Genomic DNA, 13,406 nt, shown 5'->3' on the forward strand with positions numbered 1-13,406 from the left:
GATGTCGTCGAGTCGATCACCGGGATCCGGCAGCAGGAGACGGTGCCGGACGAGGTCGTACGGCGGGCCGACCAGATCGAACTGGTCGACATGTCACCGCCGGCACTGCGCCGCCGCATGGCGCACGGCAACATCTACAAGCCCGACAAGGTCGACGCGGCCCTGTCCAACTACTTCCGCCCCGGCAACCTCACCGCCTTGCGCGAGCTGGCACTGCTCTGGGTCGCCGACCGGGTCGACGAGTACCTCAATGAGTACCGCAGCGAGCACAAGGTCTCGAAGATCTGGGGCTCGCGGGAGCGGATCGTGGTCGGGCTGACCGGCGGTCCTGAGGGCCGCACACTGATCCGCCGCGCGGTGCGGCTCGCCGAGAAGGGCGCCGGCGGCGAGGTCCTCGCGGTCTACATCGCCAGCAGTGACGGACTGACCAACGCCTCGCCCAAGGAACTGGCCATCCAGCGCACCCTGGTCGAAGACCTCGGCGGCACCTTCCACCACGTCATCGGGGACGACATACCGGTCGCGCTGCTCGACTTCGCGCGCGGCGTGAACGCCACGCAGATCGTCCTCGGCGTGTCCCGACGCAAGGGATGGCAGTACGTCTTCGGACCGGGTGTCGGCGCCACCGTCGCCCGGGAGTCGGGGCCCGACCTCGACGTCCACCTGATCACCCACGACGAGGCGGGCAAGGGACGCGGACTGCCCATCGGCCGGGGGGCACACCTCGGCCGGCTGCGCGTCGTCTGGGGCTGGCTGGTCGGCGTGGTCGGCCCGGCCGTCCTCACGTTCCTGCTCAGCAGCGCCACCCCCGAAGTCGGCCTCGCCAACGACATGCTGCTGTTCCTGACGCTGACGGTGGCCTCGGCCCTGCTCGGCGGGCTCTATCCGGCGCTCGCCTCGGCGCTGGTGGGCTCCCTGCTGCTGAACTGGTTCTTCACTCCGCCCGTCCACACCCTGACGATCGCCGACCCGGAGAACATCGTCGCCATCGCGATCTTCGTCGGGGTCGCGGTGTCGGTGGCCTCCGTCGTGGACCTCGCGGCCCGCCGCACCCATCAGGCGGCCCGGCTGCGCGCCGAGTCGGAGATCCTCTCCTTCCTCGCGGGCAGTGTGCTCCGCGGCGAGACCAGCCTGGAGGCCCTGCTGGAGCGGGTCCGGGAGACCTTCGGCATGGAGTCGGTCGCCCTCCTGGAGCGGGCCAGTGACGTCGACCCGTGGACCTGCGCGGGCAGTGTCGGCACGCGGACGGTGGTCGAGCGGCCGGAGGACGCGGACGTCGACATGCCAGTCGGCGATCACATGGCGCTGGCCTTGTCGGGCAGGGTGCTGCCGGCGGAGGACAGGCGGGTGCTGGCGGCATTCGCCGCCCAGGCCGCGGTGGTCCTGGACCGCCAACGGCTGCAGTCCGCGGCCGACCAGTCCCACGCCCTCGCCGAGGGCAACCGCATCCGCACCGCGCTGCTGGCCGCGGTCAGTCACGACCTGCGCACCCCGCTCGCAGGGATCAAGGCCGCAGTGTCCTCACTCCGCTCGCAGGACGTCGAATGGTCCGAGGATGACCAGGCGGAGCTGCTCGAAGGCATCGAGGAGGGCGCCGACCGGCTCGACCACCTGGTGGGCAACCTGCTCGACATGTCCCGCCTCCAGACCGGCACGGTCACCCCGCTGATCCGCGAGATCGACCTCGACGAGGTGGTCCCGATGGCGCTGGGCGGCGTACCCGAGGACAGCGTCGAGCTGGACATCCCCGAGACCCTGCCCATGGTCGCCGTCGACCCCGGTCTGCTGGAGCGCGCGGTCGCCAACCTCGTCGAGAACGCCGTCAAGTACAGCCCCACCGACGAACCGGTCCTGGTGTCCGCGAGCGCCATGGTGAACCGGGTGGAGGTACGGGTGGTGGATCGCGGCCCCGGCGTCCCCGACGAGGCCAAGGACCGCATCTTCGAACCCTTCCAGCGGTACGGAGACGCTCCCCGCGGCGCCGGGGTGGGGCTGGGTCTGGCGGTTGCCCGAGGCTTCGCCGAGACCATGGGCGGCACCATCGCCGCCGAGGACACCCCTGGCGGCGGACTCACCATGGTCCTCACCGTCCCGGCCGCACCGGATCTCCAGCCGGCCCCCGCCGACCTTCCGGCGACAGCCATCTCCTGACGCGTCGACGCCCCTCAGGACACCGTGCCCAGCAGCCTCCGGGCGTTTCCGCGCAGTCCAGCACGCCCCACCTCTCCTCTTCGTGCCACTCTCTGGCCCTTGCGATCGCCAGAGCCACGACCCTACGCGGCCGCCGCTTTCGGGTGATCCGAAGGACCATGGAGAAGTAAGAGGACCCGCTGGCGCCCGGAAGGAGCGAAACGTGCCGCACGGCACTCTCCGGGTCTACCCGGGGCAGCCACTGGGGTGGGCAAGACGTACGACATGCTCGGCGAGGGGCAGCGCCGCGCGGGGCGGGGCACCGACGTGGTCATCGCCTTCATGGAGGACTACGGCCGTCCGCTGACCCGGCAGATGGCCCAGGGACTTGAGACCGTGCCCCGTAGGACCATGCGCTACCGGGAGGCGACCTTCACCGAGATGGACCTCGATGCCGTACTGGCACGCCACCCGACCAGGCCAGCTCGCCGACCAGCCCATCACCGCCCACTGCCTCACCGCCAAGCTGCGACGCTACGGCCTCCCGGTCGTCCCCCTGCGTAACTCCGCCCTGGTCACCCTCGCCGCGGACCTACCCCCGTCCGTCCTCAGCTCCCTGCTCGGCATCAGCCTCACCAACGCACTTCAGTGGACCCGGCGTGCCGGCCGCGACTGGAACGCCTACCTGGCCAGCCGCACCTGACCGCCGTGGCTCACCTTTGCGCGCATCGAGCCGGTCATCGCGCTCTCGCCGGTGCCGATGCTGATCGAGGTACCCGACCGCCGTGCGACCGCGGCCCGGTCACCGGGCGCAGCCGCACGGCGACGTCCAGGCCGGTGCCCGGTGCCGGGTGCAGGGTGATGGTGCCGCCGGAGGCGTCGACGAGGTGGCGGACGATGGGCAGGCCGAGACCGGTGCCGTCGTGGTGGGAGTCGGAGGCACGCCAGAAGCGGTCGAAGGCGCGCTCGCGGTCGATCTCGCTCATGCCGGGCCCCTGGTCGACGATGTGCAGTTCGCCGCCCGGAACGCGGTGGAGGGTGATGCTGGTGCTGGGCGGGGACACGCGCAGGGCGTTGGCGAGGAGGTTGTCGACGATCTGCTCAAGCGCCCCGGGGATCGCCCACACTGGGCCGGCGGGCGGGCCGGTGATGTTGATGGCGACGTACTGCTCGGCCGCCAACGGCTCCCACATGGCGACCCGGTCGGCGAGCGCGGCGTCCAGGTCGGCGGGCTCGGGCGTGGTGGCGGTGTTCTCCAGCCGGGCCAGGGCGAGCAGCCCCTGCACCATGCGGCCAAGGCGCTCCACCTCTCCGACGGCTTCCTCCAGGCTGGGGTGGGCGCGTGGGTCGAGGTAGGGCTCGAAGTTCTCCAGACGCAGCCGCAACGCCGTCAGTGGGGTCTTCAGCTGGTGGGAGGCTTCCGAGGCGAATCCCTGCTGGGCCTTGAGGAGTTGTTGCAGTCGGCCGGCGGTGCGGGTGAAGGAGGCGGCCAGGCGGCGCAGTTCGGGCGGCCCGGTGGTGGCGTCGGGCGGATCGGCGAGGTGACCGTCCGCCAGTTGCGTGGTCGCTGCTTCCAGAGTGCGCAGAGGCCGGGTGATCCAGCGGGCCATGCTGAAGGCGACCAGCGCGACGACCGCCAGGACGCAGGCGCTGGCGAGCGCCAGGGCACCCCAGATGCGGTGGACGCGAACGGAGACTTCGTCCATGGGGTAGGTCAGGCGCAGCGTGCCGCGGATCGTGGTGCCTGAGGAGCCGGGCATGGTGGCCGCCAGGGCGTCTGTGCCGTTGTTGTCGGTGGTGGTGACGGTGGGCTGATTGCGCAGGGCGCGGGCGATGTCCGGCTGGGCGGCAAGGCTGAGGCCGGTGCGTCCGGCCGGGTCGGAGTCTGCCAGGACGATGCCCTGCTTGTCGGTGACGATGACCCGGCCGCCGGTGCGTTCGGCGTAGTCGCCGACCACATCGGGCAGTTCGGCGAGCTGGCCCTTTTCGATGTTCTCCTCGGTGATCTCGGCGAGCATGGCGGCGTCGCGCTCTATGTTCTGGGAGGCGCGGGCGGTCTCACCGCGGGCGTAGATGTAGCCGAGTGGGATCTCCAGGCCGGCCAGCACGAGCAGGGCCAGGGCGACGTAACTCAGCAGCAGCCGCCTGGTCAATTGACCCCCTCGGAGGCTGTTCGGTGGCCGGGGACGGTGAGGCGGAAGCCGACTCCGCGGGCGGTGGTGATCCAGCCCGCATCGCCGAGCTTGCGGCGCAGCGCGGCAACGTGGGCGTCGAGGGTCTTGGTGGGGCCGAAGAAGTGCGGATCCCACACGGTGTCCATGATCTGCTGGCGCGAGCACACCGTGCCGGGATCCTCCGCGAGGTAGGCGAGGAGATCGAACTCCCGCGGGGTGAGGGCGATGTGCTGCCCGTCGAGGTGGACTTCACGGGTGCGGCGGTTGACGGACAGTGACCCCAGCGCCTGCGCGCCGGAGACCGTCCGGTGCTCCTGGGGCCTCGCGGTCTCTTCCGCAGGTTCGGTCGGCGCGTAGGCGGGTGCTCCGGCGCGGCGGGTGACGGCGCGGATGCGGGCGATCAACTCCCGCACGCCGAAGGGCTTGGCGAGGTAGTCGTCGGCGCCGAGTTCGAGGCCGACGATGCGGTCGGCTTCCTCTCCCCGCGCGGTGATCATGATGATGGGGACGGCGGAGCGTGCACGCAGGCTGCGGCAGACGTCCAGGCCGTCCATGTCGGGCAGGCCGAGATCCAGCAGGACCAGGTCCGGTGCGGCCGTGGTGTCGGCGAGCCCGGCGGCGCCGGTGCGGACGTGGTCCACGGTGAACCCGTAGCGTCCCAGGCCCTCGGTCAGGGGGCCGGCGATTCGGTCGTCGTCTTCGATGAGCAGCAGCCGCATGGCGCAAGGCTCGCACAGCTGTGCCAGGGGAGTTGAAGAGTTCACGGGAAGCCGCCTGGGACCAGTAAGACGTACGGGACGACGGTGGACAAGCGGGTGCCGTCCGGCCGACGGGGACGGGAGGACGGCGTCGGCCGGACGGCGGTGGCGGGATGGCGGGTGACACCGACCGGGGAGTCAGTCGTCGGCGTCGTCGCCGTCCTCGCGTCCCGGCTCGTTTGGACCGTGCTCCTGGTCACGGCCCCGGTCCTCGCCGGTGCCCGGCAACGGGCTCGCCGGCGTGGGCGCGGCACTGGCGCCCGCGCCGGTACCAGGCTCTGCGGTGGCCGAGGCATCCGGGGGCAGCGGCTGCCCGGTCGGTGATTTCGGCGCGGAGACCTGCGCGGTGCTGCCCGGGGTGGGATCGGAAGAGACGGTGTCGCTGACGGTGGACAGAGCGAACCCGAAACCGCCCAGCAGCAGCACGGCCGCGGCAGCCGTCAGGGCCGACCGGTGCCGGACGGCCGCCTGCTGCCATCCGTTGGCGCCCCGTGCTCCACCATGGCCGGTTCTGCGCGCCTGTGGCACCGGCTGCGGGGCGGCGGCTGTCGCACTGGCAATCGCCTCCGGTGCCGGCGCCGCCTTCGCGGACCAGTCCTGCGCGGCCGATGACGGGTAGTCGAAGGCGTCCTCGGCAAAGCGGTCCCCGTAGCCGACCGGCGCCGGTGCGCTGGGTACCGCATCCAGGATCGCTGTCTTCTGATCGTCCGCGAAGGACGCGGAGGCGTGTTCGGGCTCGGTCGGCATCGGGCTCTCCCTTCGAGAGGTTCAGGCCGTCGCTGTCAGCTGGCGTCCTCGGTCTCCTCGGTGCCTTCCTTCTTGGTGTCGGTGACCTTGAAGGACTTGTCGATGTACACCTCGATCGAGGTGCCGTCCGCCTGCTTCACCTCCACCGCGTACATGCCGGGCTTCTCCGCGTCCTCCTCGGACTTCACGACCGTGCCCGGGTACGCGGCCAGCGCGGCGGCCTCGGCCTTCTGCTTGATGTCACCGGTCAGCGGCGGCTCCGTCTTGTCGTCGGTGTCACCGCCGGCCTCGCCGGCCGCCTCCGCGCCGCCTGCGCTCTGGGCCGACTGCTGGGTGTCCGCGGCCTTGGAGCTGTCCGAGCCGGAGTCGGAACCGCCGCAGGCGACCAGGGCGAACATCATCAGCACAGCAGCGGGAGCGGCAAGCACGGCACGACGGGGCAGAGCACGCATCAGGGTGTCTCCAAACACTGGGGAACTTGCGGGTTCAGAGGTCTGCGGAACCGGACCTCCGGGGGACGAGCACGACCCTAGGAATTCGCTGTTGAGAGACAGCCCAGCAAACGGAGAGCGAGAGGCCAGCAGATTGCCAATCTTCCGCCGACTCTCTCTACGAGAAGGGACACGACGGAGCGCCCAGACGTACCCGGAGGCAGGGTCGGCTGCTCTGAACTGAAGGTCTGCTGCTGGAAGTGCGACACGTCGGCCCCCGGCGAGGCCGGGGGCCGATGCGTGTCGAGAGTTCTTTGGTGGTCCTGGCGCGGTGGTTTCAGTGGGTCAGGGCGCCTCGCGCTTCCTTGATCCCGTAGTAGACGATCACGTATCCGGCGAGCGGATCTGCCCACCAGAGCCCAAAGGCGGCATTGAGAACGAGTCCGAGCAGGACTGCAGTGGCCAGGAGGCCGTCGATGAGGGTGACCCGTCCTTCGGTCTTGAGCACGGGGTTGTCCAGGGCGGCGCCGGTGCGGGCCTTGCCGGCGGCCAGGGCGAACATCACCGCGGCGGTGATCGCGGTCCAGGCGATGCCGACGGCGCTGTGGTGGGCGTGGAAGCCAGCGGCGAGGACCCAGGTCGACTGCACCAGCAGGTAGGCCGCGAGCGCGATGAAGGCGATGCCGATCAGGCGCATCGCCTTGCGCTGGCGGTCCTCGCCGGTGCCGGACAGTTCCCATATCACCACGGTGGAGGCGCCGATCTCGATGAGGGAGTCCAGGCCGAAGCCGGCCAGTGCGACCGAGCGGGCGTTGATCGCGGCGATCGCGAGGACCACGATGCCGATCACGTTCCAGCCCAGGGTGGTGTACTCCAGGGCGAAGCCGCGTCGCAGCAAGGCGGTGCGGGTCGTGGCGGGCAGCGTCGTCATGGTCGTTGGTCCTCGCAAAAGGGGTGGTGGCGGGGTCAGTCTGTCAGCGCCTGGCGGATGCGGCGGGAGGGGGTGAAGGCGTACAGGTCCAGTACGCCGGGCGGGTCGGCCAGGCCCGGGCCGCCGGCCTCGACCCAGGCGGCGATGTCGTCGGCGGCGTCGGTGTCGTTGACCAGGCCCAGCCACACCGGGCGCCCGCCCGCCGCGCGGCCGGCCGCGGAGGGCTGGATGACGATGACGTTGGCGTGCTCGCAGGCGTCCAGGCAGCCGGTCACCCGCACCTGCGCGGTGTCGGCGAGGGACTGGCGCAGCTGGGCGAGCTGGGCGCCATGGTCCAGGCCGGGGATCTTGGGGGTTCCGCAGCAGCAGCCGCGGCAGACGGTGACCGTGCAGCGGGCTGCCCCGGTCGCGGCGGGGGCAGCCTTGCGGGTGCGGCGGCTCACTGGTCGTTCCCGGCGCGGCGCCAGGCGGCGTCGGCCAGCAGGCGCAGGCCGTTGAGGCCGACGATGACGGTGGAGCCCTCGTGTCCGGCGACACCGAGGGGCAGCGGCAGCGTGCCGGCCAGGTCCCAGATGACCAGGCCGGTGATGAACGTTCCGGCGATCACGAGGTTCTGCACGACCAGGCGCCGGGCCCGGCGCGAGAGTGCGACGACGGTAGGGATGGTGGCCAGTTCGTCACGGACCACGACGGCGTCGGCGGTCTGAAGGGCGAGGTCGGAGCCGGCGCGGCCCATGGCGATGCCGGTGTGGGCGGCGGCCAGGGCCGGGGCGTCGTTGACGCCATCGCCGACCATCAGCACTTTGCGCCCGGCCTGCTCCAGCTCCTTCACGGCGGTGACCTTGTCCTGCGGCAGGAGACCGGCTCGGACGTCGGTGATGCCGACCTCGCTCGCGAGGCGGGCGGCGGCGCGCGGGTTGTCACCGGTGACCAGTACCGGCGGGTGGTCGGTCAGGCCGGTCAGCGCGATGACGGTGGCGGCGGCCTCCTTGCGCAGCCGGTCGGCGATGCCCAGCACACCGACCGGGGTGCCCTCGATCTCGACCAGGACGGCGGTGCGGCCCTCGTCCTCCAGCCGGGCGGCCACCGCGGCGGCCGGGTGGTCACCGCGGCCGCTACAGTGCCGGGCGGGGCTGCCGACCGCGACCGCCTTGCCGTCGACCCTCGCCCTCACCCCGGTGCCGGGAGCGGAGGTGAAGTCCTCCACCAGCGGGATGTCCAGGTTCCGGGTGCGGGCGGCGTCCACGACGGCACGGGCGAGCGGGTGCTCGCTGGGGTGCTCGGCTGCCGCCGCGCAGCGCAGCAGGGCGTCCTCGTCCAGGCCGGAGGTCACCAGCGGGCGGATGTCGGTCACGCGCGGGGTGCCCTCGGTCAGCGTGCCGGTCTTGTCCAGCGCCACCTGGTCGACCTGGCCGAGCTGCTCCATGACCACGGCGGACTTGACCAGCACGCCGTGACGGCCGGCGTTGGCGATCGCCGACAGCAGCGGTGGCATGGTGGCCAGCACCACCGCGCACGGCGAGGCCACGATCATGAAGGTCATCGCCCGCAGCAGCGTCGGCTGCAACGCGGCGCCGAACAGGAGCGGCAGGGCGAACAGGGCGATCGTCGTGGCGACCATGCCGAGGCTGTAGCGCTGCTCGACCTTCTCGATGAACAGCTGGGTGGGCGCCTTGGTCTCGGAGGCTTCCTCGACCATGGCCACAATCCGGGCGATCACCGAATCCGAGGGATCGCGCTCGACCTTCACCCGCAGCGCGCCGGTGCCGTTCAGCGTGCCGGCGAACACCTCGTCCCCGGCCTGCTTCGCCACCGGCAGCGGCTCGCCGGTGATGGTGGCCTGGTCCACCTCGCTCGCCCCGTCCAGCACCCGGCCGTCGGCGCCGATCCGCTCACCCGGGCGCACCAGGATCACCTCGCCCACCGCCAGTTGCTCGCTCGGCACACTCTCCTCGGCCCCGTCGTCACCGAGGCGGGTCGCGGTCGCAGGCGCCAGGTCCAGCAGGCCGCGCACGGAGTCGGCGGTGCGGGCGGTGGCGATCGCCTCCAGTGCCCCGGAGGTGGCGAAGATGACGATCAGCAGCGCGCCGTCCAGCACCTGCCCGATCGCCGCCGCACCCAGTGCCGCGACCACCATGAGCAGATCCACGTCCAGCGTCTTGTCCTTCAGCGCCTGAACACCCGCCCAGCCCGGCTCCCAGCCACCGGTGACAAAGGTGAGGGCGAACAGCGGCCCCCACGCCCAGGCCGGCGCACCCAGCAGATACAGCGGCAGCGCGATCAGGAACAGCACCAGCGAGGCCGCCGCCCAGCGCGCCTCGGGCAGCGCGAAGATCCGGGTGCGGCGCCTGGGCGCCACCGCGTCACGGACGGCGTCGGCGGCAGGCGCCGGGCGCGTGAGGGTGGAAGACATCGAAACGGAATTCCTTCACAGACGGGACGGACAGCGTCCAACGCCACCACCGTAACAGGAACGAATGAACATCGATTCATGTGTTCATTCGGGGCGTACGATTGCCGCATGGGTCATGGAGCCGCATCCCCCGCCAGCCGCGTCCCGCGCACCCGCCTCACCGCGGACAACGCTGCGAAGGTGGCCGCCACGCTGCAGGCGCTGGCCACCCCGTCGCGGCTGCTGATCCTCTCCCGCCTGCGCGAGGGCCCGCTCCCGGCGACCGAGCTGGCCGCCGAGGTCGGCATGGAACAGTCCGCCTGTTCCCACCAGCTGCGCCTGCTGCGCAACCTCGACCTCGTCGTCGGCACCCGCAAGGGCCGCTCCGTCGTCTACTCCCTCTACGACAACCACGTCTGCGAACTGCTCGACCAGGCGCTGTATCACGTCGAGCACCTCCGCCTCGGCCTGAGCGACACGGTCGCCGAGCCGGAGCCTGAAGCCGCCATCGTCGTGGGAAACGCCGGTACAGCCGTTGGCGCCGAGATGGATGCTGATCGCGTAGCACGGTGATCGGTGCCGCGCTGGGGTTCTTGGGAGGATCGTTGATCTAGGGCCGGCTCGGCGCGCTCGGCCGAGTCCTCAACTGCGGCGCTATTGACCGCCAGGCGGAAGCGGCGAAGAAGCGTAGGTCAGTGGCTGCGGGGGGCGTACATGATCACTGCCATGCCGGCGAGGCAGACCAGGGCGCCGATGACGTCGTAGCGGTCGGGGCGGTAGCCGTCGGCGACCATGCCCCAGGCGATCGACCCGGCCACGAAGATCCCGCCGTACGCGGCGAGGATGCGCCCGAAGTTGTCGTCGGACTGGAAGGTGGCCACCACCCCGTACAGGCCCAGCGCGATGACGCCGACGCTGATCCAGATCCAGCCCTTGTGCTCGCGGATGCCCTGCCAGACCATCCAGGCGCCGCCGATCTCGAAGAGGGCGGCGACGGCGAACAGGGCAATGGAACGAGCGACGGTCATACCGGCTGACCCTACCGGCGGCCCGCGCCCGTGATCTTCAGCGGGTTACCGGCTACCTGGCAGCCGCATGTGCCCTCACCAGCGGACTTCTGCGCGCAGGAGCAGGGGCGGCGGCGCTGGTTGAGCCACCAGGTCCCGGCGGCGAGCACGGCCAGGACGACGGCGACGGCGGGCAGCCAGCCCACCACCGCCCCGGCGCCGGCCCCGACGACGCCCGCCGTGATCAGGAGGGGCAGCGCGCAGCACGCCACACACGCCAGGGCGGCCAAGGCCCCAGTGCCTTCGGTGCGCGGTGGGGTCGGGGGTCAGCAGCAGGGGCCGGCATGGCGGTTCTCCTCGGCGAGGTCAGTGAAGGGGATCGGGCAGCAGGCGCTTGCGGCGCAGACGCTCAGGTCGTCGCATCCGGCTTCGACGGCTGCGGCCAGGGCGGTGCGGATGGTGGTCAGGTCGGCGATCTTCGCGTCGACCTCGGCGAGCTTGGCCGCGGCCCGCTCCTGGAGCCCCGCGACGGGACGGCCGTGCCGGTGGCGGCCGGCCACCAGCAGGTCGGCGACCTCCTCCAGCGTGAACCCGAGCCGCTGCGCGGCCTTGATCACCCGCAGGGCGGTCACCGCGTCCTCGCCGTACAGGCGGTGACCGCCGTTGCTGCGTTCCGGCTCGGCCAGCAGGCCGCGCCGCTCGTAGTAGCGCAGCGTCTGCACGTTCACCCCGGCCGCCTCGGCGACCTGGCCGCTGCGCAGAAACCTGTGCATCGACACCGCCTACCCAGGACACCAGGTCTTCGGCGGATACGCCCAGTACGTCGCCCGCCGCCAGGACGCCATCCTGCCCATCCCCGACGGCGTCGACTACGAGACAGCCGCAGCCACCATGTGGACCTACACCACCCCCCTCAACTGCGCGCGCCAAGCACCCGTCGGCCCCGGCGACACCGTGGTCATCACCGGCGCCAGCGGCGGAATGGCCATCGCCTGCGCACAACTGGCAAAACTGAGCGGAGCCACCGTCATCGGCACCACCACCAAGGCGGACCGCGACGAAGCGCTCACCAAACTCGGCTACGACCACATCGTGCACTCCACCGATCCCCGAATGCCTGCACAGGTACGAGAGCTGACCCACGGCCTGGGCGCCGACGCCGTCTGGGACTGCGTCGGCGGCAACGACTTCTTCCAGCTCTCCCTCGCCTGCACACGACTCGGCGGCACCGTCATCGTCCTGGGCACACCGACCGACCAGGGATCCCGCCTCGAACTGGACGCACTCGCCCTCATCGGCCAGCAGGTGACCATCGCCAGCGTCCGCGGCGCCACCCTGCGCGACCAGCAACTATGCCTTCAACTGCTGGCAGACAAAAAGATCACCCCGATCATCGACCGCGCCTACCCCCTCGAACAAGCCGCCGAAGCCCACACCTACCTCGAAAGCCACCGACAGACCGGCAAAGTACTCCTCCTGCCCTAACACCCCGGAGCCGATCACTGACGAGGTGAAGGCGGCAGAACCCTGCCAGAGGTCGGTGGGACCGCTGTGGTCGTCCCACTTGCAGGCGTCCCGCTCGGTGACCGAGAGTTTGTCGACCCACCCCGGACCCGCATGCCGGGGAGCCGGCTCACAGCGGGTGATGTCTCCTTGAACAGCGACGTCCAAGCCGCCGTGTGCTATCGGCGAATCCGGAATCCGCCCCCCTTCTCTCCCCTCTCTTCCCTGCACGATTGAGGAACGCCTTCATGCGCATCGACACACACGCGCACGTCTACCCCAGCGACTACCTGGACTTCCTGGCCGACTCGGGCGTCACCACCACCGGCGGCCAGCGTGGGCTCGGGGCCGACGACACCGACAAGGAACTCGAGGCCCGCTTCTCCCTGATGGACCGGGCCGGTGTGGACCGGCAGGTGATCTCCGCCTCACCGCTGACGGGCGCCCTTCCGGATCCGGATCGGGCCGCCGCCGCCCGCCTGATCAACGACCGGTACGTCTCCCTGGTGGACCGCCACCCCGACCGCTTCCTGGCCTTCGTCGTGCTTCCTCTGCCGCACGTCGACGCGGCCCTGGCGGAACTCGACCGCGTCCTCGACGCGCCGGGGGTGGTGGGCGTGGCCCTGACCACCTCGGCCGCGGGCCGGGCGCTGACCGACCCGGCCTTCGCGCCGGTGTGGCAGGAACTCGACCGCCGCGGCACCGTGATGTACCTCCACCCCGCCGGCGACGGCGTCGCCTCCCCGCAGATCACCGACCACCACCTCACCTGGATGGTCGGCGCGCCCGTGGAGGACACCGTCGTAGCGGCCCAGCTCATCACCCGCGGCTTCGTGACGCGCTACCCCCATGTGCGCATCCTCAACTCCCATTTCGGAGGGGCGTTGCCCATGCTGCTGGAGCGGTGGGACAACCTTGCCCACTTCGAGGCACCTGAGGCCCCCCTCCCGCCGAGCCAGGCGGCACGCCGAATGTGGTACGACACCGTCGCCCACAGTTCCCAGACCGCGCTGCGGGCCGCGGTCCAGGCCGTCGGCGCAGACCGACTCGTCCTCGGCAGCGACTTCCCGTACCAGGGCGGCGAGCACTACCTCGACACTGTCGCCTACATCGAACGGGCAGGTCTCGACGCAGAGGACACCCAGGGCATCCTGGCCGGCAACGCCGAAGCGCTTCTGGGACTGGCCTGATCATCGGGGTGCGCTGACGAGACCATCCGGGGCCGACAGGACAGCGGTGGCCGGATGCCAGGACGGCGTGGTGGTGGCCCCGGCGACGTCGGCGGCCAGACCATCGAACTGCACCGCCCGATCCCGGTCGAGGGCAAGGCCGT

16 protein-coding genes are annotated in these 13,406 nt (G+C 71.2%); 6 read left to right on the forward strand and 10 right to left on the reverse strand.

Features of this window, described 5'->3' with window-relative positions:
* The 3 genes from ABZ656_RS51175 to ABZ656_RS51185 form a co-directional block, all read left to right on the forward strand.
* Positions 1–2,151 (forward strand): ATP-binding protein (locus tag ABZ656_RS51175; protein WP_360278646.1); only part of this gene is annotated, 2,151 nt, incomplete at its 5' end.
* A gap of 264 nt (positions 2,152–2,415) precedes the next feature.
* Positions 2,416–2,694: a hypothetical protein gene (locus tag ABZ656_RS51180; RefSeq protein ID WP_360278675.1), complete on the forward strand. Its 279-nt coding sequence runs from the start codon at positions 2,416–2,418 to the stop codon at positions 2,692–2,694.
* Positions 2,582–2,833 (forward strand): hypothetical protein, encoded by a 252-nt coding sequence (locus ABZ656_RS51185; RefSeq protein WP_360278678.1) that lies wholly within the window; start codon positions 2,582–2,584, stop codon positions 2,831–2,833. The genes ABZ656_RS51180 and ABZ656_RS51185 overlap by 113 nt, the downstream gene beginning before the upstream one ends.
* A 34-nt stretch (positions 2,834–2,867) precedes the next feature.
* Here ABZ656_RS51185 and ABZ656_RS51190 read toward each other — a convergent pair whose 3' ends face one another.
* From ABZ656_RS51190 to ABZ656_RS51220, 7 genes are all read right to left on the reverse strand, one after another.
* On the reverse strand, positions 2,868–4,283 hold the full coding sequence (locus tag ABZ656_RS51190) for a HAMP domain-containing sensor histidine kinase (RefSeq protein ID WP_360278649.1): 1,416 nt from the start codon (positions 4,281–4,283) through the stop codon (positions 2,868–2,870).
* The gene (locus tag ABZ656_RS51195; RefSeq protein WP_101407717.1) at positions 4,280–5,023 is read right to left on the reverse strand and encodes a response regulator transcription factor; all 744 of its coding nucleotides are present in this window, start codon (positions 5,021–5,023) and stop codon (positions 4,280–4,282) included. Before ABZ656_RS51195 ends, ABZ656_RS51190 begins: the two co-directional genes overlap by 4 nt.
* Positions 5,024–5,200: 177 nt before the next feature.
* Entirely contained in the window at positions 5,201–5,809 is a 609-nt protein-coding gene (locus tag ABZ656_RS51200) for a hypothetical protein (protein ID WP_101407716.1), read from the reverse strand.
* Between the two features lie 35 nt (positions 5,810–5,844).
* A complete protein-coding gene (locus ABZ656_RS51205; protein WP_129592401.1) occupies positions 5,845–6,261 on the reverse strand; it encodes a PepSY domain-containing protein in 417 nt (138 codons plus the stop codon).
* Between the two features lie 316 nt (positions 6,262–6,577).
* A complete protein-coding gene (locus ABZ656_RS51210; protein ID WP_360278654.1) occupies positions 6,578–7,171 on the reverse strand; it encodes a cation transporter in 594 nt (197 codons plus the stop codon).
* 35 nt (positions 7,172–7,206) lie between these two features.
* Positions 7,207–7,614 carry a hypothetical protein gene (locus tag ABZ656_RS51215; RefSeq protein ID WP_101407713.1) on the reverse strand — a complete coding sequence of 136 codons (408 nt, stop codon included), beginning with the start codon at positions 7,612–7,614 and terminating at the stop codon, positions 7,207–7,209.
* Positions 7,611–9,584: a heavy metal translocating P-type ATPase gene (locus ABZ656_RS51220; protein WP_360278658.1), complete on the reverse strand. Its 1,974-nt coding sequence runs from the start codon at positions 9,582–9,584 to the stop codon at positions 7,611–7,613. The genes ABZ656_RS51215 and ABZ656_RS51220 overlap by 4 nt, the downstream gene beginning before the upstream one ends.
* Positions 9,585–9,692: 108 nt before the next feature.
* Between ABZ656_RS51220 and ABZ656_RS51225 the strand changes: the two genes are divergently transcribed.
* A complete protein-coding gene (locus ABZ656_RS51225) occupies positions 9,693–10,136 on the forward strand; it encodes a metalloregulator ArsR/SmtB family transcription factor (protein ID WP_360278661.1) in 444 nt (147 codons plus the stop codon).
* A 119-nt stretch (positions 10,137–10,255) separates the two neighbouring features.
* On the opposite strand, the gene ABZ656_RS51230 is transcribed toward ABZ656_RS51225, so the two are convergent.
* The 3 genes from ABZ656_RS51230 to ABZ656_RS51240 are packed head-to-tail and all read right to left on the reverse strand — an operon-like array spanning position 10,256 to position 11,343.
* The gene (locus ABZ656_RS51230) at positions 10,256–10,591 is read right to left on the reverse strand and encodes a YnfA family protein (RefSeq protein WP_101407711.1); all 336 of its coding nucleotides are present in this window, start codon (positions 10,589–10,591) and stop codon (positions 10,256–10,258) included.
* Positions 10,592–10,602: 11 nt separating this feature from the next.
* The gene (locus ABZ656_RS51235) at positions 10,603–10,860 is read right to left on the reverse strand and encodes a hypothetical protein (RefSeq protein ID WP_101407710.1); all 258 of its coding nucleotides are present in this window, start codon (positions 10,858–10,860) and stop codon (positions 10,603–10,605) included.
* 36 nt (positions 10,861–10,896) lie between these two features.
* Positions 10,897–11,343, reverse strand: a complete 447-nt coding sequence (locus ABZ656_RS51240) for a MerR family transcriptional regulator (RefSeq protein ID WP_360278666.1) — start codon at positions 11,341–11,343, stop codon at positions 10,897–10,899.
* A gap of 118 nt (positions 11,344–11,461) precedes the next feature.
* Between ABZ656_RS51240 and ABZ656_RS51245 the strand changes: the two genes are divergently transcribed.
* The gene (locus ABZ656_RS51245) at positions 11,462–12,055 is read left to right on the forward strand and encodes a zinc-binding dehydrogenase (RefSeq protein ID WP_360278669.1); all 594 of its coding nucleotides are present in this window, start codon (positions 11,462–11,464) and stop codon (positions 12,053–12,055) included.
* A 266-nt stretch (positions 12,056–12,321) separates the two neighbouring features.
* A complete protein-coding gene (locus ABZ656_RS51250) occupies positions 12,322–13,263 on the forward strand; it encodes an amidohydrolase family protein (RefSeq protein ID WP_360278672.1) in 942 nt (313 codons plus the stop codon).
* Positions 13,264–13,406 lie beyond the last annotated feature (143 nt).

It is taken from the genome of Streptomyces sp. NPDC007095, assembly GCF_040634475.1.
Taxonomy (GTDB): domain Bacteria; phylum Actinomycetota; class Actinomycetes; order Streptomycetales; family Streptomycetaceae; genus Streptomyces.

Bases quoted from the DNA above. Each gene is read 5' to 3' on its own strand.
- ABZ656_RS51180 (WP_360278675.1), top strand. From the start codon at position 2,416: ATGCTCGGCGAGGGGCAGCGCCGCGCGGGGCGGGGCACCGACGTGGTC.
- ABZ656_RS51185 (WP_360278678.1), top strand. From the start codon at position 2,582: ATGCCGTACTGGCACGCCACCCGACCAGGCCAGCTCGCCGACCAGCCC.
- ABZ656_RS51195 (WP_101407717.1), bottom strand. From the start codon at position 5,023: ATGCGGCTGCTGCTCATCGAAGACGACGACCGAATCGCCGGCCCCCTG.
- ABZ656_RS51200 (WP_101407716.1), bottom strand. From the start codon at position 5,809: ATGCCGACCGAGCCCGAACACGCCTCCGCGTCCTTCGCGGACGATCAG.
- ABZ656_RS51205 (WP_129592401.1), bottom strand. From the start codon at position 6,261: ATGCGTGCTCTGCCCCGTCGTGCCGTGCTTGCCGCTCCCGCTGCTGTG.
- ABZ656_RS51210 (WP_360278654.1), bottom strand. From the start codon at position 7,171: ATGACGACGCTGCCCGCCACGACCCGCACCGCCTTGCTGCGACGCGGC.
- ABZ656_RS51220 (WP_360278658.1), bottom strand. From the start codon at position 9,584: ATGTCTTCCACCCTCACGCGCCCGGCGCCTGCCGCCGACGCCGTCCGT.
- ABZ656_RS51225 (WP_360278661.1), top strand. From the start codon at position 9,693: ATGGGTCATGGAGCCGCATCCCCCGCCAGCCGCGTCCCGCGCACCCGC.
- ABZ656_RS51230 (WP_101407711.1), bottom strand. From the start codon at position 10,591: ATGACCGTCGCTCGTTCCATTGCCCTGTTCGCCGTCGCCGCCCTCTTC.
- ABZ656_RS51240 (WP_360278666.1), bottom strand. From the start codon at position 11,343: ATGCACAGGTTTCTGCGCAGCGGCCAGGTCGCCGAGGCGGCCGGGGTG.
- ABZ656_RS51245 (WP_360278669.1), top strand. From the start codon at position 11,462: ATGTGGACCTACACCACCCCCCTCAACTGCGCGCGCCAAGCACCCGTC.
- ABZ656_RS51250 (WP_360278672.1), top strand. From the start codon at position 12,322: ATGCGCATCGACACACACGCGCACGTCTACCCCAGCGACTACCTGGAC.